This is a genomic window from uncultured Pseudacidovorax sp., assembly GCF_913773995.1.
Classification (GTDB): domain Bacteria; phylum Pseudomonadota; class Gammaproteobacteria; order Burkholderiales; family Burkholderiaceae_C; genus Xenophilus.
In genome coordinates this window covers 96,799-116,502 of the sequence record NZ_CAJYES010000190.1, presented here as the reverse complement: position 1 = coordinate 116,502, position 19,704 = coordinate 96,799, and the positions used below count along the sequence as shown (strand labels likewise).

At 64.8% G+C, this 19,704-nt stretch carries 18 protein-coding genes and 1 tRNA gene; 2 read left to right on the top strand and 17 right to left on the bottom strand.

Annotated elements, in window-relative coordinates:
• Positions 1–120: 120 nt before the first annotated feature.
• The 4 genes from QZ772_RS18280 to QZ772_RS18265 all read right to left on the bottom strand — a co-directional run bounded on the left by QZ772_RS18280 (position 121) and on the right by QZ772_RS18265 (position 4,630).
• Positions 121–966: an SMP-30/gluconolactonase/LRE family protein gene (locus QZ772_RS18280; protein ID WP_295529200.1), complete on the bottom strand. Its 846-nt coding sequence runs from the start codon at positions 964–966 to the stop codon at positions 121–123.
• 79 nt (positions 967–1,045) lie between these two features.
• Positions 1,046–2,050 (bottom strand): substrate-binding domain-containing protein, encoded by a 1,005-nt coding sequence (locus QZ772_RS18275; protein WP_295529198.1) that lies wholly within the window; start codon positions 2,048–2,050, stop codon positions 1,046–1,048.
• Positions 2,051–2,119: 69 nt separating this feature from the next.
• Entirely contained in the window at positions 2,120–3,115 is a 996-nt protein-coding gene (locus QZ772_RS18270) for an ABC transporter permease (RefSeq protein ID WP_295529196.1), read from the bottom strand.
• Positions 3,116–3,136: 21 nt separating this feature from the next.
• A complete protein-coding gene (locus QZ772_RS18265; protein WP_295529194.1) occupies positions 3,137–4,630 on the bottom strand; it encodes a sugar ABC transporter ATP-binding protein in 1,494 nt (497 codons plus the stop codon).
• 314 nt (positions 4,631–4,944) lie between these two features.
• Between QZ772_RS18265 and QZ772_RS18260 the strand changes: the two genes are divergently transcribed.
• A complete protein-coding gene (locus tag QZ772_RS18260) occupies positions 4,945–5,829 on the top strand; it encodes a LysR substrate-binding domain-containing protein (protein ID WP_295529192.1) in 885 nt (294 codons plus the stop codon).
• A 370-nt stretch (positions 5,830–6,199) separates the two neighbouring features.
• Here QZ772_RS18260 and QZ772_RS18255 read toward each other — a convergent pair whose 3' ends face one another.
• The 12 genes from QZ772_RS18255 to QZ772_RS18200 all read right to left on the bottom strand — a co-directional run bounded on the left by QZ772_RS18255 (position 6,200) and on the right by QZ772_RS18200 (position 17,290).
• Positions 6,200–7,300: a hypothetical protein gene (locus tag QZ772_RS18255; RefSeq protein WP_295529190.1), complete on the bottom strand. Its 1,101-nt coding sequence runs from the start codon at positions 7,298–7,300 to the stop codon at positions 6,200–6,202.
• Between the two features lie 171 nt (positions 7,301–7,471).
• Complete coding sequence (locus QZ772_RS18250) at positions 7,472–8,647, bottom strand: hypothetical protein (RefSeq protein WP_295529188.1); 1,176 nt, start codon at positions 8,645–8,647, stop codon at positions 7,472–7,474.
• Between the two features lie 381 nt (positions 8,648–9,028).
• On the bottom strand, positions 9,029–9,487 hold the full coding sequence (locus tag QZ772_RS18245; RefSeq protein ID WP_295529186.1) for a hypothetical protein: 459 nt from the start codon (positions 9,485–9,487) through the stop codon (positions 9,029–9,031).
• An 844-nt stretch (positions 9,488–10,331) separates the two neighbouring features.
• The gene (locus tag QZ772_RS18240; RefSeq protein ID WP_295529184.1) at positions 10,332–11,135 is read right to left on the bottom strand and encodes a hypothetical protein; all 804 of its coding nucleotides are present in this window, start codon (positions 11,133–11,135) and stop codon (positions 10,332–10,334) included.
• The gene (locus QZ772_RS18235; protein WP_295529182.1) at positions 11,132–12,304 is read right to left on the bottom strand and encodes a tyrosine-type recombinase/integrase; all 1,173 of its coding nucleotides are present in this window, start codon (positions 12,302–12,304) and stop codon (positions 11,132–11,134) included. The genes QZ772_RS18240 and QZ772_RS18235 overlap by 4 nt, the downstream gene beginning before the upstream one ends.
• A gap of 162 nt (positions 12,305–12,466) precedes the next feature.
• Positions 12,467–12,541 (bottom strand) — tRNA-Arg (locus QZ772_RS18230).
• Between the two features lie 48 nt (positions 12,542–12,589).
• Positions 12,590–13,345, bottom strand: coding sequence for a 1-acyl-sn-glycerol-3-phosphate acyltransferase (locus tag QZ772_RS18225; RefSeq protein ID WP_295529180.1), 756 nt, complete (start codon positions 13,343–13,345; stop codon positions 12,590–12,592).
• 40 nt (positions 13,346–13,385) lie between these two features.
• Positions 13,386–14,669: a dihydroorotase gene (locus QZ772_RS18220; RefSeq protein ID WP_295529178.1), complete on the bottom strand. Its 1,284-nt coding sequence runs from the start codon at positions 14,667–14,669 to the stop codon at positions 13,386–13,388.
• Positions 14,670–14,807: 138 nt separating this feature from the next.
• Positions 14,808–15,770, bottom strand: a complete 963-nt coding sequence (locus tag QZ772_RS18215) for an aspartate carbamoyltransferase catalytic subunit (RefSeq protein ID WP_294378034.1) — start codon at positions 15,768–15,770, stop codon at positions 14,808–14,810.
• Positions 15,770–16,267 carry a bifunctional pyr operon transcriptional regulator/uracil phosphoribosyltransferase PyrR gene (pyrR, locus tag QZ772_RS18210; protein WP_295529175.1) on the bottom strand — a complete coding sequence of 166 codons (498 nt, stop codon included), beginning with the start codon at positions 16,265–16,267 and terminating at the stop codon, positions 15,770–15,772. Before pyrR ends, QZ772_RS18215 begins: the two co-directional genes overlap by 1 nt.
• Positions 16,264–16,674, bottom strand: coding sequence for a Holliday junction resolvase RuvX (gene ruvX, locus QZ772_RS18205; RefSeq protein ID WP_295529173.1), 411 nt, complete (start codon positions 16,672–16,674; stop codon positions 16,264–16,266). The genes pyrR and ruvX overlap by 4 nt, the downstream gene beginning before the upstream one ends.
• The gene (locus tag QZ772_RS18200) at positions 16,667–17,290 is read right to left on the bottom strand and encodes a YqgE/AlgH family protein (RefSeq protein ID WP_295372784.1); all 624 of its coding nucleotides are present in this window, start codon (positions 17,288–17,290) and stop codon (positions 16,667–16,669) included. The genes ruvX and QZ772_RS18200 overlap by 8 nt, the downstream gene beginning before the upstream one ends.
• Between QZ772_RS18200 and QZ772_RS18195 the strand changes: the two genes are divergently transcribed.
• Positions 17,291–18,787 carry a deoxyribodipyrimidine photo-lyase gene (locus QZ772_RS18195; protein ID WP_295529171.1) on the top strand — a complete coding sequence of 499 codons (1,497 nt, stop codon included), beginning with the start codon at positions 17,291–17,293 and terminating at the stop codon, positions 18,785–18,787. It abuts the gene before it with no gap.
• Between the two features lie 61 nt (positions 18,788–18,848).
• Here the strand turns inward: QZ772_RS18195 and xdhC are convergent, their stop codons facing one another.
• Positions 18,849–19,676 (bottom strand): xanthine dehydrogenase accessory protein XdhC, encoded by an 828-nt coding sequence (xdhC, locus tag QZ772_RS18190; protein WP_295529169.1) that lies wholly within the window; start codon positions 19,674–19,676, stop codon positions 18,849–18,851.
• Positions 19,677–19,704: the final 28 nt, after the last annotated feature.

Sequence of the window (19,704 nt, the reverse complement as noted above, 5' to 3'; positions counted from 1 at the left end):
CATGTTGGGCACAGGGTCGTGAGACGACGAAAAGCCCGGCGCACAAAAGGGTGCGCCGGGCGCGGCACGAGGCCGGCATCGAAGGGCAGGAAAGGCGGGCCGAAGCGCCCTTCTGCGGAACTAGAGCGTCCGGGGGTAGAACAGCGGCGCGCCTTCGCAAGGCACGTCCACCCATTCAACCTGGCCTTTGGAGACTTCCGTCACCAGGATCCGCCGTTCGCCCCGGGCGAAGCACAGGTTGGTGGGGCAGGCGCCATCGAGCGCCAGCCGCTCGGCCACGCGCCCGTCGGTGTCGAGCACCGTCACGTTCTTCTGCGCATACACGGTGCAGTAGCAGCGGCCGTCGGCGCCGAACTTCATGCCGTCGGGGCCCTTGAAGCCGGGCTGGTCGTCCGGCTGCAGTACGTTGCCGAAGAGCTCGCGCCTCACCGGCGCGCCGCCGAACACGTCGTAGCGGTACACCTCGCCGGTGAAGGAGGCGTTGGCATACAGCGCGTCGCCGGGTCCGAAGGCGATGCCGTTGGTGAAGCGGATGCCCCGGTCGATGATCCGCACGATCTTCATCGTGCGGGGATCGATGTCGTACACCCGGCCGTCCCAGGCGAAGTCCATGAAGCCCTCGGCGAAGTCCTGGCCATCGAGGAAGTCCGTCATCGCCATGCCGGAGTCGGTCATGTAGAGATGGCCATCCGGCCCGAAGGCCAGGTCGTTGGGGAAGTAGAAGCGCCCGTGCGCATCGTCGCCTTCCAGGCGCTTGACCTCACGCCCGTCCGGGTCGATGCACAGCAGCGCGCGCAGGCCGGCCTCGGCGATCCAGAGCAGGCCGTCGCCGTCGATGGCCAGGCCGTTGGGCCGCCCCTGCGTGTTGCGCACCACGCGGCGCTCGCCCTTCGCACTCAGGTGCGTCACGTTGAGCGCCGCGTTGGACATCTCGGTCACATACATGGCGCCGCCGGGCAGGGACACGGGCCCTTCCGGTGCGCCGACGTTCGAAGCGAAGATTCCTGAAGCCATGAGGGGCCTGCGAAGGTGAGAAGAGAAAAGATCAGTACGCGCCGGCCGAGGGCGGATACACCCGCTTGACCGTGGCCTGCACCGCCGGGTCGGTGATGGTCTCGCTCGTGACCAGCGGCATCACCAAAGCCAACTCTTTCTTTGTCGGCTTGCCCTTGAGGGCGTTGTACACCTGCTCCGTGGCGTCGATGCCCTGGCCGCCGGCCTCCTGCAGGAAGATGCCCTGGATTGCGCCTTCGCGCAGCAGCTTGATGGTGGTGGGGCTGCCGTCGGCCGTCACCACGGCCACCTTGCCGACCAGGTTGCGGGTCTGCAATGCCTTGGCGGCACCGGTGCCGGCCTCGTCGTACATGCCGTAGATGGCCTTGACGTCGGGGTGGGCGGTCAGCAGGTCATTGGCCTGGGCCACGGCCTCGTTCACCGTCAAGCCGCGCGTCTGCAGCATCTGCACCAGGTCGCAGCCGTCCGCCTTGAAGGACTCGGTCGCTCCCTTGAGGTACTTCTGCGCGTTCTCGCGGTCCTGCGGCAGCGACAGCATGCCGACCTTGTTGCCGCCGCGCTCCTTCGCCAGCTTGCATACGAAGCTGCCCTGCGCCTTGCCCGTGTCGTAGTTGTTGGCCGTCACGGCGGAGACGTAGTCGGTCTGGCCGGCCTGGGGCCCGATGCCGGCGAAGGCGATGGGCACCTTCTTGTCCTTCAGGAAGGCGAGGACCGGCGGCGTGCCGGTGGAGTTGACCGGGCCGATGACGATGGCATCGACGCCCTTGGTCACGGCGGTACGGATGTTGTCCATCTGCTTGGCCGGCGAGTTTTCGCTGGTGTATTCGACATAGTTCATGCCCAGCTCGGCCGCTTTGGTCTTCACGCCGTAGCCCACCCATTGCCAGTAGCTGATGTCCAGCGAGGGCGCGATATAGGCCACGGTGAGCTTCTTGTCCTGCGCCTGCGCCGCGGGCGTCAGGACGAGCGCACCGGACAGGGCCAGCGAGCAGATGCCCGCGAGCCGCGCGAGCGTCGTGAGGGAGCGGGATGTCATGGGATGTCTCCTTGGGGTGGGAAAAGGGAGCGGGGGCCGGGGGCCTGCGGGTGGACGCGAAGGCAGCGCCTAGCGCCGCTGTTTGCTGAAACGATCGATCAACGCCGCGGCCAGAATGACCAACCCGGTGACCGTGCCCTGCCAGAAGCTGTTGATGCCGATCAGGTTCACGCCGTTCTGGATCACGGTGATCATCAGCGCGCCGAGCATGGCGCCCACGGCGGAGCCGGTGCCGCCGGCAAGGCTGGCGCCGCCGATCACCACGGCCGCGATGGCCTGCAGCATCAGGGGCGAGCCGGCCGTCGCCTCGGCATTGCTGATGTACGAGATGCTGATGAGCGCGCTGAAGGCCGCCAGCAGGCCCGAGGCAACGTACGCCATCATGCGCACGCCCCGCACCGGAATGCCCAGCAGCCCGGCCGCCTGGCTGCTGCTGCCCACCGCGTAGAGCCAGCGCCCGGCGACCACCTTCTTGAGGCCGAACTCGACGGCCACCAGCAGCACGATGCAGTACAGCACATGGTTCACCAGGCCGGGCACAAGGCTGCCCGCGTTGAGCAGCCAGTAGTCCGGCTCCGGCACCGGCATCGAATGGCCGTTGGTGACGATGAAGGCCAGGCTGGCCGCCACCGCATAGGTGATCAGCGTGACCACGAAGGGCGCCAGCCCCACCCAGGCCACCAGGAAGCCGTTGATGGCGCCGAACACCACGCCCACCGACAGGCCGGCGATGCTGGAGCCCACAGCGCCCAGGCCCTGCGACATGGCCAGTGCGGTCACCATGCCGGCCAGCGAGAACACCGAGCCCACGGACAGGTCGATGCCGCCGGTGACCACCACCAGCAGCACGCCGATGGCCATGATGACCAGGGGCGCAGCGGCCTGCATCACGTTGGCGAAATTGCCCCAGCTCAGGGCTGCTGGAATGAGGGCCCCGACGAACAGTTCGAGCAGCACGATGGCCGCGGCGATGGCGATCTCGGTTCGGTAACCGGCGATCGCGCGCCAGGGCGAGGAGGCCGCGGCGCGCGGCGGGTGGGACGTGCTGCCCAACAGGGAACTCATGTCGATGTCTCCAGGGATTGTTCAGGCGGCCATGCCGGTGGCATCGGCCAGGCGCTCTTCGGTCAGTTCTTCGTGCGCGAGCAGCGCGGTCGGCTGGCCGTCGGGATCGAAGGCGAGCGCAAGGTCGCACACCTCCTTGAGCTCGACGTTCTCGGTGGACCACCAGATGACGGTGGTGCCGCGCGCGGCCAGCTCGCGGATCTGCGCATAGATCTCCTTCTTGGTGCCGATGTCCACGCCGCGCGTCGGCTCCTCCAGCACTAGCACCGACGGCGCCAGCTGCGTCCACCGCGCGATCAGCAGCTTCTGCTGCGTGCCGCCCGACAGGGCACTCGGCAGCTGCCACAGGTGGCCCTTCACGGACAGGCCGTCCATGAGCCGCTGGGCCTGCACCTGCTCGGCCGCGCGCACCCAGATGTCGCCCTGCCGCACGCGGCGGGACGCCATCAGGTTGTCGATGATCGGCAGGCTCAGCAGCAGCCCCTTGTTGGCCCGGTCGCCCGACACGTAGCCCACGCCCGCGGCCAGCGCCTTGCGCGGCGAGCGCGTGTCCAGCACCCGGTCGCGCACGGCCAGCCGCCAGCGTCCCTGCGCCCCGGCGGCGCCGACCAGTTGGTCGATCAGAGCCGACGGGCCCGCAGGCGCCCCTGCCAGCCCGAGCACGCTGCCCGGGGCGATGTGCACCTTCATTCCTTCGCATTCCAGTCGGATCGCATCCTTCGGATCGACTGCCGCGCGCACGCCGCGAGGCGCCGCATGCGGGGCGCGCGCCGCGTCGCCCTGGCCCATGCGCTCGACGATGTCCGCGTCGGTCAGCTGGTCCAAGGGCAGGCGGTCGACCACGGTCGTGCCGTTGCGCAGGATGCTGCAGACATCGGCGATCTCTCGGATCTCGCGCATGCGGTGCGAGACGAAGACCACGCCGATGCGCCGGACCTGCACCAGCCGCCGCAGCACCTCGAACAGCCGCTGCGATTCCGCGGCCGTGAGGTTGGCGGTGGGCTCGTCCAGGAACAGCAACCTTGCGCCCGATGCCAGCGTGCGCGCGATCTCGACGAGCTGACGTTCGTGCAGGCTCAGACGCGCCACGGGCTGGTCAAGGGCACGGTGCGCGAATTCCTCGTCGATGAGCGTCAGCGCTTCCAGCGCCTTGGTTCGCACGGCAGCAGCGTCGACCATCGCCAATGCACGTCGCGCCTGCGGCAGCGCGATGTTTTCGGCCACGCTGAGATGTGGCAGCAGCGCCATCTCCTGGTGGACCACGGCCACCAGCGTGCTCGCGGCCTTGTGGACGTTGTCCAGCGAGCGCGGCTGGCCGTCGAGCGACAGGTCGCCGCTGTCGCGTGGCACGATACCGGTGAGTATCTTGATGAGGGTGGACTTGCCGGCGCCGTTGCCGCCCAGCAGGGCATGAATTTCACCGGCGTGGATGGCGAAGTCCACCCCCTTGAGGACCTGGGTCGGCCCGAAGCTCTTGCGGACACCGCGGGCGACGACGAGGACGCTGGAGGTCATGACGGGTTCCCTGTGCGCGCCCGCTCAGACGGGCCTGAGGCTGCCGCCGCGCACGTCCGCACAGCGTGCAGGTGCCATCCGGTAAAGGCCCGCGCGCGCATGCCGGGCAAGGGTCGGTGAACGAAGCAAGATGAAGTCTCCATGTCCGGGTGCCAGCCCCTGCAAGCGCGGGGGGAACGCACCGCAGAGGCTTGGCACAGCGCCTTGTCATTGGCGTCGAATGGCCCGCATGGTCGCCGCGAAGCGGCATGAGCTCAAGCGATGTCTTCTCAACCTAAGATGACGCCGTTTCAACTGACGCAGGGGTAGACCCTATGGCCGCCATACCGCCCATTTCGAACCTGCAGGCCTTCGAGGCCGTCGCGAGGCGGCGCAGCTTCGCGCTGGCGGCGGCAGAGCTGCATGTGACGGCGTCTGCGATCAGCCACCAGATCGCGCGGCTCGAGGACTTCCTGTCCACGCGCCTGTTCGAGCGCAGCGCCCACGGCGTGCGCCTGAGTGCGGCAGGCGAGCGCTACCTGTCACGCGTCGGCGGTGCGATCCAGGCACTGGGCTCGGCCACCGACGACATGCGCCAGGGTGTGAGCAACAGCCTCTACGTGCACTGTGCCCCCAGTCTGGCCACGCTGTGGCTCATGCCGCGGCTGCGCGAATTCGCCCTCGCCCATCCGGAGATCGCGCTGAACCTGTCAGCGGCCCACACCCACAGCGATTTTGCGCTGGGGCATGCGGACATCGACATCCGCTACGGCGTGCCCAACTGGGGCGACTTGGTGATCGAGCCCCTGTTCGAGGAGCCCATCGTTCCGCTCGCCAGCGCCGCCTACATCGCAGAGAAGGGATTGACGCGGCCCGAGCAGTTGCTGGACGCGACCCTGATCCAGAGCAACGTCAGCGTGGTGCAGTGGTCGGACTGGTTCCGCGCGCACACCAACCGGCGCGCGCCGGAGCGCTTCAGCGTGCGCTTCGACCGCGCGCAGATGTCGCTGGACGCGGCGGCGCAGGGCCTCGGCGTCGCGCTCGAGAGCGCCGTCATGGCCGGCAAGCACGTCCGCGAGGGCCGTCTGCAACCGGTCTTCGGCATGGCGCCCTGCATCAAGGTGAAGGCGCACTTCGCGGTCTACCCGGCGCGGCACTCCAAGCGGCCCGCGGTCGAGGCCTTCCTGGCATGGGTCCACGGGCAGGCGGCGAGAACTTGAGCGGCAGATGGCCAAAGAAGAGCCCCTGCGCCGCTTTCTCCTAAGGATGTGACGACACTCCGGGCCGATACCGGTTTCCTTGACACCGACCGAAGCCTAGTGGCCTCGTAGCTTGAACTTGCGGCTGAATGTTCTTCTTCTCTCCATGACCAAACTCCAGTTTCGTCTTCCACCTTAACGAGGTGTCTCTGAAGCCGGCAACAGCCCAACGCTCCTGCTCTTGCGCAGAGCGAGGCGACCGGTAGGTGTGGAGATCCAAAAGGGTGTTGCACGAGTTCATCCGCGCCCCGGAACCGCCGCATGGTGCGCCAGTGAGGCTTAGCTCAGGCGGCACGGCCACGCCTGTGACTCGTGCCCTACAGGCTTGCAGCTAGCAGCGCGCGTGCCACTGCAACCCAAGAACTCCATCTGCACCTTGGCGGGTGGACCCCGGTCGCCTCTTAGCGGGCTTAGGCAAGGAGGGTGAGACGGGCCCTCCGCAATAGAAAAAATATAGCGCCGCATCTGCAAGCTCGGCCTTGAGACTGTCTCCGTCGGTAGGCCACTGACGCCCTCGGCAATAAATCCTGAACCCTGGACCCTTACAAGCGATGCCGCGCGCCCCATGACCGGCCGTAGTTTTCCACAATGCCAGCAATTGATCTTGCAGCGAGCCGATGGCGCTCTGAGCCTGCCCCTTCACGATGAGCATCACGTGTGTGCCCGCGTCGCCCATGTCTCCTCTTTGCTGGGCCTGGTGGACGTGGACGAGGTTGGACCCAAACGTCGCTCTGACCTGCTGTAGCCAGCGGCTATGCCGCTGGGCTGCGGCTCGGGCAGCGGGGCCCGGATAGACCAAGTCAGTCACATCGATGTCCCTGTAGAGCTCGACACGCAGCACCACGGCTTCTGGATGCGCTCGTGCGATTTCGCTGAGACCGACGCGAAGCCGTGCGAATTTACCGGCTTCACGCCGCTCATGCTGGAGCTCGCGCTCGATCTGCGCTCGGCTATGCAAACCCCTCCTTAGTAAAGCAAGTAGGTCATCCAGTTTTCCAAGCCCGCCCCAAGGATCGCGGCGAAGATCATCCAGAAGCCGCTCCGGCGAATGACTTAAGTGGAGAACAGTCGCTGCCTCTGCGAAGATCACCCTCAGCCGCGGGTGAATCGACGTGGTCAGCGTATGCTTAACGACATCGGCTGCCAGAACCGCGAGCAATTCTAGGAAGCGCTCTGCATCCTTCGAGAGCCAGAGCGTCAGAAGGTGGGGAGCGGCCGCGACCTGCCGGACCCTTGCCCACGCTTCAGTGTGCTGCGGAATGCGTTTTGCAAGCTTTCCGAGCTCTTCCAGCGCGAGGTGGCGGTTCAAGTCGGGCGATAGCGGCACCAGCGCTTGCGCCATCTCCGTGGGAGCGGCGAAGAGCGACGTGGGTAGAGCGCCTTCGTATGCGGCCAACACGTTATCCGTGGATTTCAGCGGCTTTGCAGTCATGGCATCCCCGCGCGCCCCCGGACCTGTGCAAGCGTTTGCGAGCCGTACTGCGCAACGTGCAAAAGAACTCGACCACGCGCGCACCACCGCGCTCGCGCGGGAAGACTGCCGGGCGCTGTCGACTCTGTGCTCAATTCGAATAGCTCTGTATCGGTTCTCATCCGCGCCCCCTTAAATCCATTTAATAAAGCGGTCGCGCGCCCAGTGGAGCGGCACCCGCATAACGGGCGTGCGCATTTTTGGCTTAGGGCCTGGCTTGCTCAGCGGCGCATTGGGAAAGCCCCACATCCGGAACGTGCGCAGTCGATCTATGTTGAGCTTCACGAAAAGCGCAGCAGCGGTAAAGTAAGTACATAGCGCTCGGATGCCATCGATCACGTCGGGCTGATGAAGATCGACCTGCCCGATCATTGGATACCGGTACTTGGTTATTTTTTTATGGCAGTTGAAGAAGCAGGCAGCATCTCCATCGATCATGCCAGCCCACTCAAGACCGAGACCTTCAGCGAACTGCTCGATATCGTCCGCGACCGCGGGTTTGAACACGGCCCATAGATGAACGTGAAAACCTCGAGCACGGCCATGCTCCAAGCCAGACGCCGTGGCGATCAGCGAATTGCCGAACTTGCGGCGCAAGCAGCGTGCGTAATCGTCGCGTAGGCCTGCTAAGCGTCGCGCATCCTCCTGCGCACCGGCATCGGTCGAGGACGGCTCAGACTCGCGTTTCGGCAAATACAGATCAAGGCGAACGCTCACCACGTTGCGATGACGCTGAGCCAGCCAGTCGACGCCGTTCATAAGGCGGGCGAAATTGTCGCGGGCTCCACGGCTGAAGTTATCAACTGCGCTTTTCATTGCAGCAGATTTCAGGCGAAATCGAGCCTTCACCATGACTCGCTCAACATTGGCGGCGATCTCAATGGCCGACTCCTGGGGCATCGGACAGTTCAGGAAGCCGAAAGCCGAGAGCGGCACCTGGCGGATGACGCGCAGGAAAAGCTGCAGTACAGGGTTGAGGGTGTAGCCTAAGTAGGCTGCTTCGATCGCAGGCCAGTCCGCGTTCAGCGCCTTCAGCACGTCCTTGCCGAGATCGGTCAATCGCAGACGCACCATGCCAGCAGGCGCGGGCTCGATGCGCATCAAGGGCTTCTTTTCCCGAGCGATTTTTCGGCCCAACGCCTCAACGTGGGCGATGGGATAGTCGTATGTTGGTGCGAAATGAATGTCACCGTTCGGCAAGTGCTCGTATCGGCTTGCGCTGATAGCTGCTTGCGCAGCACTTGCCAAGCCTGAATCTTTCATGCCGCTCGGTGCTCGATCAGCATTTGGCTTTTTGGACTTCGACATGGTTGATTTATGTTCGTGATGAGGCAGATGCCTCTCGTGTTTGAAAAGGCGTTTTATCTCGTGCGATTAGCAGGAGGTTTAACATCACGTTTTCAATATCAATAGGCACCCACGAATTCGGCTACTGCATCAAGGCCCCTATCTTGGGGCGAGTCCACAGGGTCTCGTCCAAGATTTCATGCGGGGCAGGGGTCGATGTAGGCCGCGCGGTTGCTCGCAGGAGCTCCGCTCGTACCCGTGAGTCAGCCACGAAGCAGACGCCTCTTGACGACACGTTGGGACGGCAAAGTGACTCCGCTGAGAGCGAGAATTCGACCTCGAGAGCGGTAAGCGTTGGATCCGAGCCTGACCCCGAATCCAGCGCATCGAGACCGCGGTTGGCTAGGCAGTTCGCTTGCTTGCTTGAGCTTCAGCCCAGTGCACGATGTCCTTGGCGAACCAGAGGGGGATGCGGCTATTGTTCAAGTAGAACGGTTGCGGAAACGTGGGGTCGTAGTAACGGCTGCCCTCTTTAAGCCAAAGATCCAGCATAGATTTTTCGATGGGCAGCCAATCCACGAGCTCCTCCTTTCGCAACAATGCGAGATCGGCAAGTTGTGCGCGAGCGTCGGAGCACTTCACCGGCTCGTTAGACGGTGTCATTCGCGACTCGGCCGCCTCGAGAACCTTGAGTTCAGGTGCGTCGACAAGCTTCATCAGATGCTTCCAAGGAGGGTTGATGCCGCGGCGACGCAGGTCTTGGATGCCGCGCTCCACCACCTTCAGGTGGGCTTTGCCGCGTGCCGCGTTCAGTTGGTCTTCGTAAGCGTCGTCGTTGCGTTCGTTCAGTTGGTCAGTCAAGAAAGTTCTCCGGTTAAAGACTGGTTGGGTTGGGTTGTCGCGACCAACCGGATTGAACGCCTTCCATTCCATACCGAAAAGCTGCGGCAGGTAGCTGTTCGCACTTGACAGAGCGACCGACTCCTGCTATGCAACTCAACGCGAAGACGCTCCAAATGCCACAGGATCGATGAATTTCGAGCAACAGTTAGCAAAGCTCGCACTCATGCTTTGCCTTTCGCGTATCGAATCAGGATTCACCCATTGCAGGTGAATCTCTATTTCTGGAAGGGCAGTCTTGCTCCAACTGGCCCCTGGCGAAGCTTGTTCGATGACCAAACCCTACGGCTCCTATCGAGGGCGTCCGACCCTGGCACCGAGCCTTATCGCCTTGGTTGCCTTATCTTCAGCACGTCTTCGACGCGTCCGAGGACGCAATTGTCGATTCAAGTACGGAATACCTACTTACAGGTACGTCGGACTATGCGCCGGACTTGCTGATGCGCGCCGCTGGGCAAAACCTGCGACTGATCTTTCCTGCGCTTCTTCCTTGTCCCGATCAGATAGGCTTCTCGGTACCCGGTATATCTCCGCGCTGATCGCCCCTGAGCTTGACAGTAAAACATCCTTCAACTAAAACACAAGTGTTTGGGGGAAAATAAGATTATTATTTAAATTGTTGACGAAGCGTTCTATTAGAGTGTGAGGCGCATGCGCGTCATGCCGGCGAACTGCGCAGAAGCGAGGGCCCAGCCACTCATGATTTTTAATAATTATTTTCCAACGAGATCAATATTCTATTTCTCACCCCGAAAAATCAGCGTGCGGCCTATTGTGATTTAAAATTCTTCAGACTTGCCTACGCTCATTCACTGTCTATCTTGGCGTTCAACCAGTTGGTCTGCAGGCCATTCGGCACTAGGGCTAATAGCGCTTTTTTCTGTTTTTCTTTCTTGGGTGGCGGCCAGTGGCCCTCGTGATCTATAGCTTTAAGCCACCGGACCAGCTTGCCCTCATTCAGACTTGGATCTTCCTCTTTTGTGTTTAATTCTTGTATTACATACCTTACTGCAGCCGCTCTACTTTTCCAGCGCCTCGATCTTGCAATGGCGTATGCTGCGTCCCGCAGCTGATTAGTTTTTTTCGCCCCATTAGCAGCGTACTTACGCGCTAGATATGACTGAATGTTTTTGTATATGGGAATTTCTGGAGATAAGTCGGTTCTTCCAATAAAATTCAGAGTTCCCTGCCTACGATGAGCAGCCGCAAGAAAAAGAAACGACGTCACGACCTTTTTCTTTTTGAACAACGTGAATGCTTTTATCGACAGCAATAGACCCTCAAAGCAAATTATCCAGTCATTAACAAAACGGTCTGATTTAAAATTAGAATTTAGGTATGGATTAAATTCGTCGTAAGATAATTCTCCAAATTTAAAAAATTGAGGATTCTCAATGACAATTTTTGAGCATCCTATGCAAAAATCTAGGCATTCGATTTCATCCCATTTGTGGTATTCACCAATCCAGTTCTTGAAATATGAATATACCACTGATATTTCAAAATTAACTGTCTCAATTAAAAATTGAAGGGATTTAGTATTAGCTTTAGAGTGCTTTAGTTCAATTTTCTTGAACAATTTTGAGAACGGATTTTCGTCTGTCGTCATTCTTTAAACACTAGGTTGGCCCACCATTGCATCATCTCAGAACGTTGCTTCAGATAAGTCGAGCGGTTGTAAGCTGCTCGAGCCTGATTTCTTTCGACGTGCGCAAGTTGCCGTTCAATGACATCCGGCGGCCAGCCTTGCTCGTTCGCCATAGTTGAAAAAAGCGCACGAAACCCATGGGCGGTGGCGCAGTTCTTGTAACCCATCCGCGCCAAGGCACTGTTGAATGTGTTTTCGCTCAATGGCTTGCTCGGATAGAAGGGACTAGGAAAGACAAGTTCTCGTGTTCCGCTCAAAGGCCGCATCGCTTCGATTACCTCCACGGCCTGCGTCGACAGAGGCACCACGTGCTCACTGCGCATCTTCATTCGCTCAGCCGGGATGCGCCACTGTCTCGACTCCAAATCGAACTCGCTCCACCGCGCACCACGCACCTCTCCCGGCCTTGTGGCCGTCAGCAGCAAAAGTCGCAGACCGTTGACTGTGTGGGGATCTCCCGAGTAGTCGTTCAGTTGCCTAACGAAATTCGGTAGCTCCGGCTTTGAGAGGGCAGGCCGGTGCTGCACGCGGCGAGGGCGCAAGATGTCGGAAGGCACTAAGTCGACCATCGGATTGCTGTCAACTCGCATGTGAGTCACACCGTAGCGGTAAACCGACTTGATGCGTTGGAGCACACGCATGGCGACCTCCGACGCGCCACGCTTCTCGATTCCCTTGACCAAGTCCATGACGACGCGTGGCGTTACCGACGTGGCAGGCAGCGCTCCGATTACCGGGTAGACATCCGCTTCAAGCGACGCACGGGTGCGCTGGAGCGTTACAGCCTCCCAGCGCCCCGCCTGATGAGCCAGCCACTCTTTCGTAAGGGCCTCGAACGTGTTGACGGCATCACTGTCTGCGGCCTGCTTAGACAGCTTCTTCTGGACCATCGGGTTCACACCTGAACTCAATGTCTTTCGCTCCCGCTGCAGGCGTTCTCGCGCCTGCACGAGGCTGACCTCTGGGTAGACGCCGAACGCCATCGTGAAGCGCTTGCCAGCGAAGCGATAGTCCCAGCGCCAGTACTTGCCGGACTTGTTGACGAGGAGGTACATGCCACTGCCATCGGCCATCTTGCGTGGCTTGTCAGAGGGCTTGGCGTTGCGGCATGCAAGGTCGGTCAAAGGCATGACGGTATCTTCGCACACAGGCCTCTAAAGTACCGCCAGAACTACCGTCGAATCCGTTGGCTGGGGTGAGTTGCCGTTGCCGATTGTTGTGCAACAAAGCACGTCCGTTCAGAGGCAACTAGACGTAGATTGGCAACCGTTGGTCGCCAGCAGGTCTCGGTGTGGTGCCCCCAGCAGGAATCGAACCTGCATCTGCCCCTTAGGAGGGGGCCGTTCTATCCATTGAACTATAGGGACCGGGGCACTGGCCGCGGGCCGTGGGAGGCCGGCGGCAGGCCCGCGACTTTAACCCAAGCGGCCGGCCTCGCCGCGCAGGGCCAGCACGTCCGCATGCAGGCTCTGGGCCCAGCCGCGGCGGTCGCGGCCCTCGGGGCTCTGGGGCTCGCCGAACTGCACCACGGCCACCAGCGGTGGCGCGCGCAGGGTGCGCCAGAGCGAGCTGATCAAGGTGTCGTCGTCGACGTAGACGGGCGCAAAGCTCACGTCGCCCGTGGCGGCATCCAGGAAACGAAGCGCCACCGGCTGCACCGGCGCATCGGCCGAGATGGCCGACTGCAGCAGGTTGGCATGGAAGGGCAGCAGGCCGCGGCCGTCGCTGGTGGTGCCTTCGGGGAAGACGGCGATGCGGTCGCCCGCGCGCAGCGCCTCCGCCATGTGGTGTGCCACGCGCAGCGCATCGCGGCGCTTTTCGCGCTCGATGTAGAGCGTGCCGGCGCCGGTGGCCAGCGTGCCGATCAGCGGCCAGTGCCGCACGGCCGACTTGGAAACGAAGCGCACATGGCGGGCCGCATGCAAGGTCATGATGTCCAGCCACGAGACATGGTTGGCCACCACGAGCACCGGCCCCGTCTGGGGCACGGGCCCGCGCACCACCAGGCGGATGCCCAGCAATTGCAGCGCGCGCTGGGCCCAGCGCTCCACCTGATCGGCCCGCGCCGGCGCATCCAGCGCGTCGAAGCGGCGGCGGATGATCCACCAGCCCCGCAGGGCATGGGCCAGCAGCCGCACGAGGCGGCCCAGCGCGATGAGGGATCGGGGCATGGGTGTCGGTCGACGGACGCGAAGGAAGCCGGCGTGCCGCTCAGGCGGCCTCGTGCACCAGCTGTCCGCCCACGAAGGTCGCGCGCACGGCACCCCCCAGCGCGTGGCCGGCGAAGGGCGTGTGCTTGCCCTGGCTGCGCAGCGCCTCGGGCAGCACTTGCCATTCGCGGCGCGGGTCGGCCACCACCACGTCAGCAGGGCCGCCCACGGCCAGGCGGCCGAGTTGCGCGCCGGTCTCCCCCAGGAGGCGCGCCGGCGCCTGGGTGATGGCCTGCACGGCGCGCGACAGTCCGGCGCCACTGCGCTCCGCCCATAACAGGGCCAGGGGAAGCAGCAGCTCCAGGCCGGTGGCGCCGGGCTCGCTCTCGGCGAAAGGCAGGGTCTTGGCATCGGCCTCGACCGGCGTGTGGTCGGAGACCAGCGCGTCGATGGTGCCGTCGGCCAGCGCGGCCGACAGCGCATCGCGGTCGCGCTGCTGGCGCAGCGGCGGCGTCAGGCGCGCGCGGCTGTCGAAGAAGCCGATGTCGGTGTCGGCCAGATGCAGCGAGTTGATGCTGACGTCGCAGCTCACCGGCAGGCCTGCCGCCTTGGCCTCGCGCACCAGCTGCACGCCGGCCGCGCTCGACAGGCGGCACAGGTGCACGCGGGCGCCGGTGGTCTTCATCATCTCGAAGATGGTGAACAGGGCGATGGTCTCGGCGGCCACGGGCACGCCCGACAGGCCCATGCGCGTAGCCAGGGCCCCGCTGGCGGCCACGCCCTTGCCCAGGTCGCGGTCCTGCGGGCGCAGCCACACGGTGTAGCCGAAGGTGCTGGCGTACTGCAGCGAGCGCTGCAGCACCACGTTGCCGGACAGCGGCACCTCGGCCTGGCCGAAGCCGATACAGCCGGCCTCGGTCAGCTCGGCCATCTCGGTCAGCACCTCGCTCTTGAGGCCGCGCGTGAGCGCGCCTTGCGGAAAGAGGCGGGCCTTCTGCAGCTTCTCGGCGCGGAACTTGAGCATCTCGACCAGGCCGGGCTCGTCGAGCACCGGGTCGGTGTCGGGCGGGCAGACCAGGCTGGTCACGCCGCCGGCTACGGCCGCGGCCATTTCGCTTTCGAGCATGCCTTCGTGCTCGTAGCCGGGCTCACGCAGACGCGCGGCCAGGTCGACCAGGCCGGGCAGCACCAGGCAGCCGCTCGCATCGATGGTGCGCTCGGCGTTGAAGCCAGCAGGCACCTCGCCGATGCCGGCGATGCGGCCATCGGCGATGGCCACGTCAGCCACGCCATCAAGGCCCGAGGCCGGATCGATCACCCGGCCGTGTTGGATCAACGTATTCATCATTCTTCCCATCAGCAAATGGCGTCCGAGCGGCGTAGCGAGCGCGTCGAGCTTGTGCCGAGCAGCGCAGCCGTACTCATGTACGGCGAGCAGCGCAGGCGCAAGATCGGCGCGCGCAGTAGCCGAGCGGGCGCCATTTCATGCTTCGTTACCTGCCACGATGCTCATGACGGCCATGCGGACCGCGATGCCGAAGGTCACCTGCGGCAGGATCACGCTCTGCTTGCCGTCCACCACCTCCGAGGCGATCTCCACACCGCGGTTGATGGGCCCCGGGTGCATCACGATGGCGTCGGGCTTGGCCAGCTGCAGCTTCTCGGGCGTGAGGCCGTAGGTCTTGAAGTACTCCTGGCTCGACGGCAGAAGCGCGCCGCTCATGCGCTCGTTCTGAAGGCGCAGCATGATGACCACGTCGCAGTCCTTGATGCCCTCTTCGAGCTTGTGGAAGACCTTGACGCCCATCGGCGCCAGGTCGCCCGGCACCAGGGTGCGCGGGCCCACCACACGCACCTCGGCGGCGCCTAGCGTGGTCAGCGCGTGGATGTCGGAACGGGCCACGCGCGAATGCAGCACGTCGCCCACGATGGCCACCGTCAGGTTGGAGAAGTCCTTCTTGTAGTGGCGGATGGTGTACATGTCGAGCAGCCCCTGCGTGGGGTGCGCATGCCGGCCATCGCCGGCATTGATGACGTGCACATGCGGCGCCACATGCTGCGCGATCAGGTAGGGCGCGCCCGATTCGCTGTGCCGCACCACGAACAGGTCGGCCGCCATCGCGCTCAGGTTGGCGATGGTGTCCAGCAGCGTCTCGCCCTTGGCGGTGGAGCTGCGGGCGATGTCGAGGTTGATGACGTCGGCCGACAGCCGCTTGGCCGCGATCTCGAAGGTGGTGCGGGTGCGCGTGCTGTTCTCGAAGAAGAGGTTGAACACGCTCTTGCCGCGCAGCAGCGGCACCTTCTTGACCTCGCGGTCGCTCACGCTGACGAAGTTGGCGGCGGTGTCCAGGATCTGCGTGACGATGGCCTTGGGCAGGCCCTCGATGGACAGCAGGTGGATCAGCTCGCCGTTCTTGTTGAGCTGGGGATTGCGTTTGTAGAGCATCAGGCCTGCTCCTCAACGTTGAAACGCAGGCTGCCATCGTTGCCCCGGGCGAGCGCCAGCAGTTGCGTGTCGGGCAGCGTGAGATGGGCCGCCGCGAAGTCCGCCGCCACCGGCAGCTCGCGCCCGCCCCGGTCCACCATCACCGCGAGCCGCACGCAGGCCGGACGGCCGAAGTCGAACAGCTCGTTGAGCACCGCGCGGATGGTGCGGCCGGTGTAGAGCACGTCGTCCAGCAGCAGCACATCGCTGCCGTCGACGTCGAAGGGCAGTTGCGTCTGCGCGCTGGCGGCCATGCCGCGGCGGGCGAAGTCGTCGCGGTGCATCGCGGAGGAGATGACGCCGGGCGCGCCGGCCAGGCCCAGGTCTTTCTGCAGCCGCTCGACCAGCCAGGCGCCGCCGGAGGTCACGCCCACCAGGCGGGTGTGGTCGCGCATCAGCGGCTTCACGCCGGCCAGCAGCGTCTGGTAGAGCCCCTCGGCATCGGGCAATGCGTTCACGGAAGGTTCCTCAGGAATTGTTCAAGGATGATGCAGGCGCTGGCGGCGTCGGCGTCGCGCGCGCCGGAGGCGATGGCCTCGGTGGTGCTGTAGCGCTCGTCCACCTGGTAGACCGTCAGGCCGAAGCGGCCGTGCAGCTGGCGGGCAAAGCGCTGGGCGGCGCGGGTGTTGTCGTGCGCGGCGCCATCGGGGTGGTAGGGCACGCCCACCACCAGCGCGTCGGGCTGCCATTCGCGGATGCGGGTCTGGATCTGCACGAAGCGGGCGTCGCCCTCGGCCTTGATCGTGGCCTGCGGCGTGGCGTTGCGCAGCAGGCGGTTGCCGCTGGCCACACCGGTGCGCTTGAGGCCGAAGTCGAAGGCGAGGAAGCTCTGGAAGTGCGCGGGGACGTCGACGTTCTCAGGCATGGCCGGCTTCCGGCGACAGGGTCCAGGCAGCCAGGCCGAGCAGCGACAGGGCCTTGTCATAGCGCTGCTCCACCGGCGTGTCGAAGATGACGGCCGGGTCGGCGCCCACGGTGAGCCAGGCGTTCTCGGCGATCTCGGATTCGAGCTGGCCCTGCTCCCACGACGAATAGCCCAGGGTGACCAGCACCTTGCGCGGGCCGGCACCGGTGGCCATGGCCTCCAGCACGTCCTTGGAGGTGGTCATCTCCAGGCCGCCGGGGATGGTCATGGTGGAGGCGTAGACCGACTGCGGCTTGCCGTCGTCGGCCGGCGGGGCGCCGGTGGTGTCCTCGCCCACGACGGGCTCATGCAGCACGAAGCCGCGTTCGGTCTGCACCGGTCCCCCCTGGAAGACGGGGGCATCGTCGAGGTCGGGGCGCGCCAGGCGCAGTTCGATCTTCTGGAACAGGCCCTTGAGGTCGATGTCGCTCGGCTTGTTGATGATCAACCCCAGCGCGCCGCGCTCGCCGTGCTCGCACAGGTAGACGACGCTGCGGCTGAAGGCCTGGTCCTGCATGCCCGGCATCGCGATGAGGAAGTGATGCGTGAGATTGGTCAGGGCAGAATCGACGGACATATGCCTCCAATTTTAGTGGCCGTCGACAAGCCCTTCGCCCGGGGGCTCATGTGGTTCCGGCGCGACCTGCGGGTGCAGGACAACGCGGCGCTCTACCACGCGCTGCGCAGCTGCCGCGAGGTGGTCTGCGCCTTCGTCTTCGACCGGGCGATCCTCGACGCCCTGCCCCGCCGGGACCGGCGGGTCGAGTTCATCCAGGAGTCGGTGTTGCAGTTGCAGGCCGCCCTGCGCGGCATGGGCGGTGACCTGGTGGTGCGCCATGCCGTGGCCGAGGAAGACATCGCCCCCCTCGCCCGCCAGCTGGAGGTACAGGCCGTCTTCGCCAACCGTGACGACGAGCCCGCCGCGCTGGACCGCGACGCCCAGGTGCTCGGCGCCCTGGCCAATGCGGGCGTGAGCTTCCAGACCTTCAAGGACCATGTGGTCTTCGAGCGGGACGAGGTACTGACCCAGGCCGGCGGCGTCTATTCGGTGTTCACGCCCTACAAGCGCGCGTGGATGGCCAAGGCGGAAGACGCCTTCTACCTGAGCCCCTACCCGGTGGAGCGCTACGCCGACGCCCTCATCCCCACGCCGGCCGAGCACCGCACCGAGGTGCCGGCCCTGGCCGAGCTGGGCTTCGAGCCCACCAACCTGCACGAGCTGGGCCTGGGCGGCGGCATGGCCGGCGCGCGGCAGCTCTTCGACGAATTCGTCGGCCGCATCGACCGCTACGACAGCACGCGCGACTTTCCCGCCGTGCGCGGTCCCAGCTACCTGGGCGTGCACCTGCGCTTCGGCACGCTGTCCATCCGCGAGGCGGCGGCCACCGCCCATGCCCTGGCCGGCAACGGCAGCCGCGGCGCCGCCACCTGGCTGGGCGAGCTGATCTGGCGCGACTTCTATGCCCAGGTGCTGGCCCACCGTCCCGACCTGGCCGAGGGCAAGAGCTACAAGCCCGAGTACGACCGCATCCGCTGGCACCACGGCAAGCATGCCGACCAGCTCTTCGCCGCCTGGTGCGAGGGCCGCACCGGCTATCCGCTGGTGGACGCCGGCATGCGCCAGCTGGTGCAGTCGGGCTACATGCACAACCGGCTGCGCATGGTGACCGCAAGCTTCCTGTGCAAGGACCTGGGGTTGGACTGGCGCCGCGGCGAGGCCTTTTTCGCCGAACACCTGAACGACTTCGAGTTCGCCTCCAACAATGGCGGCTGGCAGTGGGCCAGTTCGAGCGGCTGCGACGCACAGCCCTACTTCCGCATCTTCAACCCGGTGACGCAGAGCGAGCGCTTCGACCCGGATGGCAAGTTCATCCGCCGCTATGTGCCCGAGCTCGCCAGGCTGTCGAACAAGATGATCCATGCGCCGTGGCTGGCCAAGCCCGTCGAACTGCAGGCCGCCGGGCTGCGCATCGGGCACGACTATCCAGCGCCGGTGGTGGACCATGGCGAGGCGCGGCAGCAGACGCTGGAGCGCTATGCAGTGGCGCGGGAGAGCGCGGAGCGGGCGGCCTGAGAGGAATGGCTCATGGCGCTCGCGTTGGGCGATGTGCCCAGCGCGCGACTCCCCGCCGCATTCAGCCGGCCGCCGTGCGCCGCTGCAGCAGCTGCGCCGCCACCGCGACGGCGATCACCTCGGGCTCCTTGCCTGTCACACCTGGCACGCCGATGGGACAGGTGATGCGCGCCATCTCGGCCTCGCCGAAGCCGCGCGCTTCCAGCCGATGCCGGAAGGTGGCCCATTTGGTCTTGCTGCCGATCAGGCCGACATAGGGCAGATCGCCACGCTCACGCAGGCGCCGGAGGCAGGCGATGACGATGTCCAGGTCTTCCGCATGGCTGAAGCTCATGATGAGCACATGCGTGCCGGGCAGCAGCGTGGCGACGGCGTCCTGCACCGGCTCGCTGTGCTCGGTCTGCACCTGGGCCGGCAGTGCCTCGGGAAAGACGCCGTCGCGGCTGTCGATCCAGCGCACCGAGTACGGCAGCGTGGCCAGCAGCCGCGCCAGCGCCAGCCCCACATGGCCGCCGCCGAAGATGGCGACGGGCGCGAGGTGCTCGGTGAGCTGACGGCGCAGTTCGGTCGCATCGGCCGCACCCACGCGGCGCATCGACAGGTGCACCACGCCGCCGCAGCACTGGCCCAGGCTGGGGCCGAGCGGGTAGCGCTTGCGCAGCGGCTCGGCATCGGAGCCCGTCGCCGCCCGCAGCAGCGCGCGCGCCTCGTCGATGGCCTGGAACTCCAGCTGGCCTCCGCCGATGGTCGCCGTCAGGCCCTGGGCCCACACCAACATCCAGGTGCCGGCCTCACGCGGCGCCGAGCCTTCGGTCGCCTCGACGCGCACCAGCACGCCGTCTTCACGGGCCAGGCGGGCCAGGACTTCGTCGAGGGCGCCGGTGCTCATCGCGCGCCCCCAGGCAGCGGCGCGGACC

Coding starts and splice junctions, on each gene's coding strand:
- QZ772_RS18255 (WP_295529190.1), bottom strand. CDS start 7,300: ATGACTGCAAAGCCGCTGAAATCCACGGATAACGTGTTGGCCGCATAC.
- QZ772_RS18240 (WP_295529184.1), bottom strand. CDS start 11,135: ATGACGACAGACGAAAATCCGTTCTCAAAATTGTTCAAGAAAATTGAA.
- QZ772_RS18215 (WP_294378034.1), bottom strand. CDS start 15,770: ATGCTCTACAAACGCAATCCCCAGCTCAACAAGAACGGCGAGCTGATC.
- xdhC (WP_295529169.1), bottom strand. CDS start 19,676: ATGAGCACCGGCGCCCTCGACGAAGTCCTGGCCCGCCTGGCCCGTGAA.
- QZ772_RS18275 (WP_295529198.1), bottom strand. CDS start 2,050: ATGACATCCCGCTCCCTCACGACGCTCGCGCGGCTCGCGGGCATCTGC.
- QZ772_RS18250 (WP_295529188.1), bottom strand. CDS start 8,647: ATGTCGAAGTCCAAAAAGCCAAATGCTGATCGAGCACCGAGCGGCATG.
- QZ772_RS18195 (WP_295529171.1), top strand. CDS start 17,291: ATGCCTCCAATTTTAGTGGCCGTCGACAAGCCCTTCGCCCGGGGGCTC.
- QZ772_RS18225 (WP_295529180.1), bottom strand. CDS start 13,345: ATGCCCCGATCCCTCATCGCGCTGGGCCGCCTCGTGCGGCTGCTGGCC.
- QZ772_RS18200 (WP_295372784.1), bottom strand. CDS start 17,290: ATGTCCGTCGATTCTGCCCTGACCAATCTCACGCATCACTTCCTCATC.
- QZ772_RS18265 (WP_295529194.1), bottom strand. CDS start 4,630: ATGACCTCCAGCGTCCTCGTCGTCGCCCGCGGTGTCCGCAAGAGCTTC.
- QZ772_RS18220 (WP_295529178.1), bottom strand. CDS start 14,669: ATGAATACGTTGATCCAACACGGCCGGGTGATCGATCCGGCCTCGGGC.
- QZ772_RS18260 (WP_295529192.1), top strand. CDS start 4,945: ATGGCCGCCATACCGCCCATTTCGAACCTGCAGGCCTTCGAGGCCGTC.
- QZ772_RS18270 (WP_295529196.1), bottom strand. CDS start 3,115: ATGAGTTCCCTGTTGGGCAGCACGTCCCACCCGCCGCGCGCCGCGGCC.
- ruvX (WP_295529173.1), bottom strand. CDS start 16,674: ATGCCTGAGAACGTCGACGTCCCCGCGCACTTCCAGAGCTTCCTCGCC.
- QZ772_RS18235 (WP_295529182.1), bottom strand. CDS start 12,304: ATGCCTTTGACCGACCTTGCATGCCGCAACGCCAAGCCCTCTGACAAG.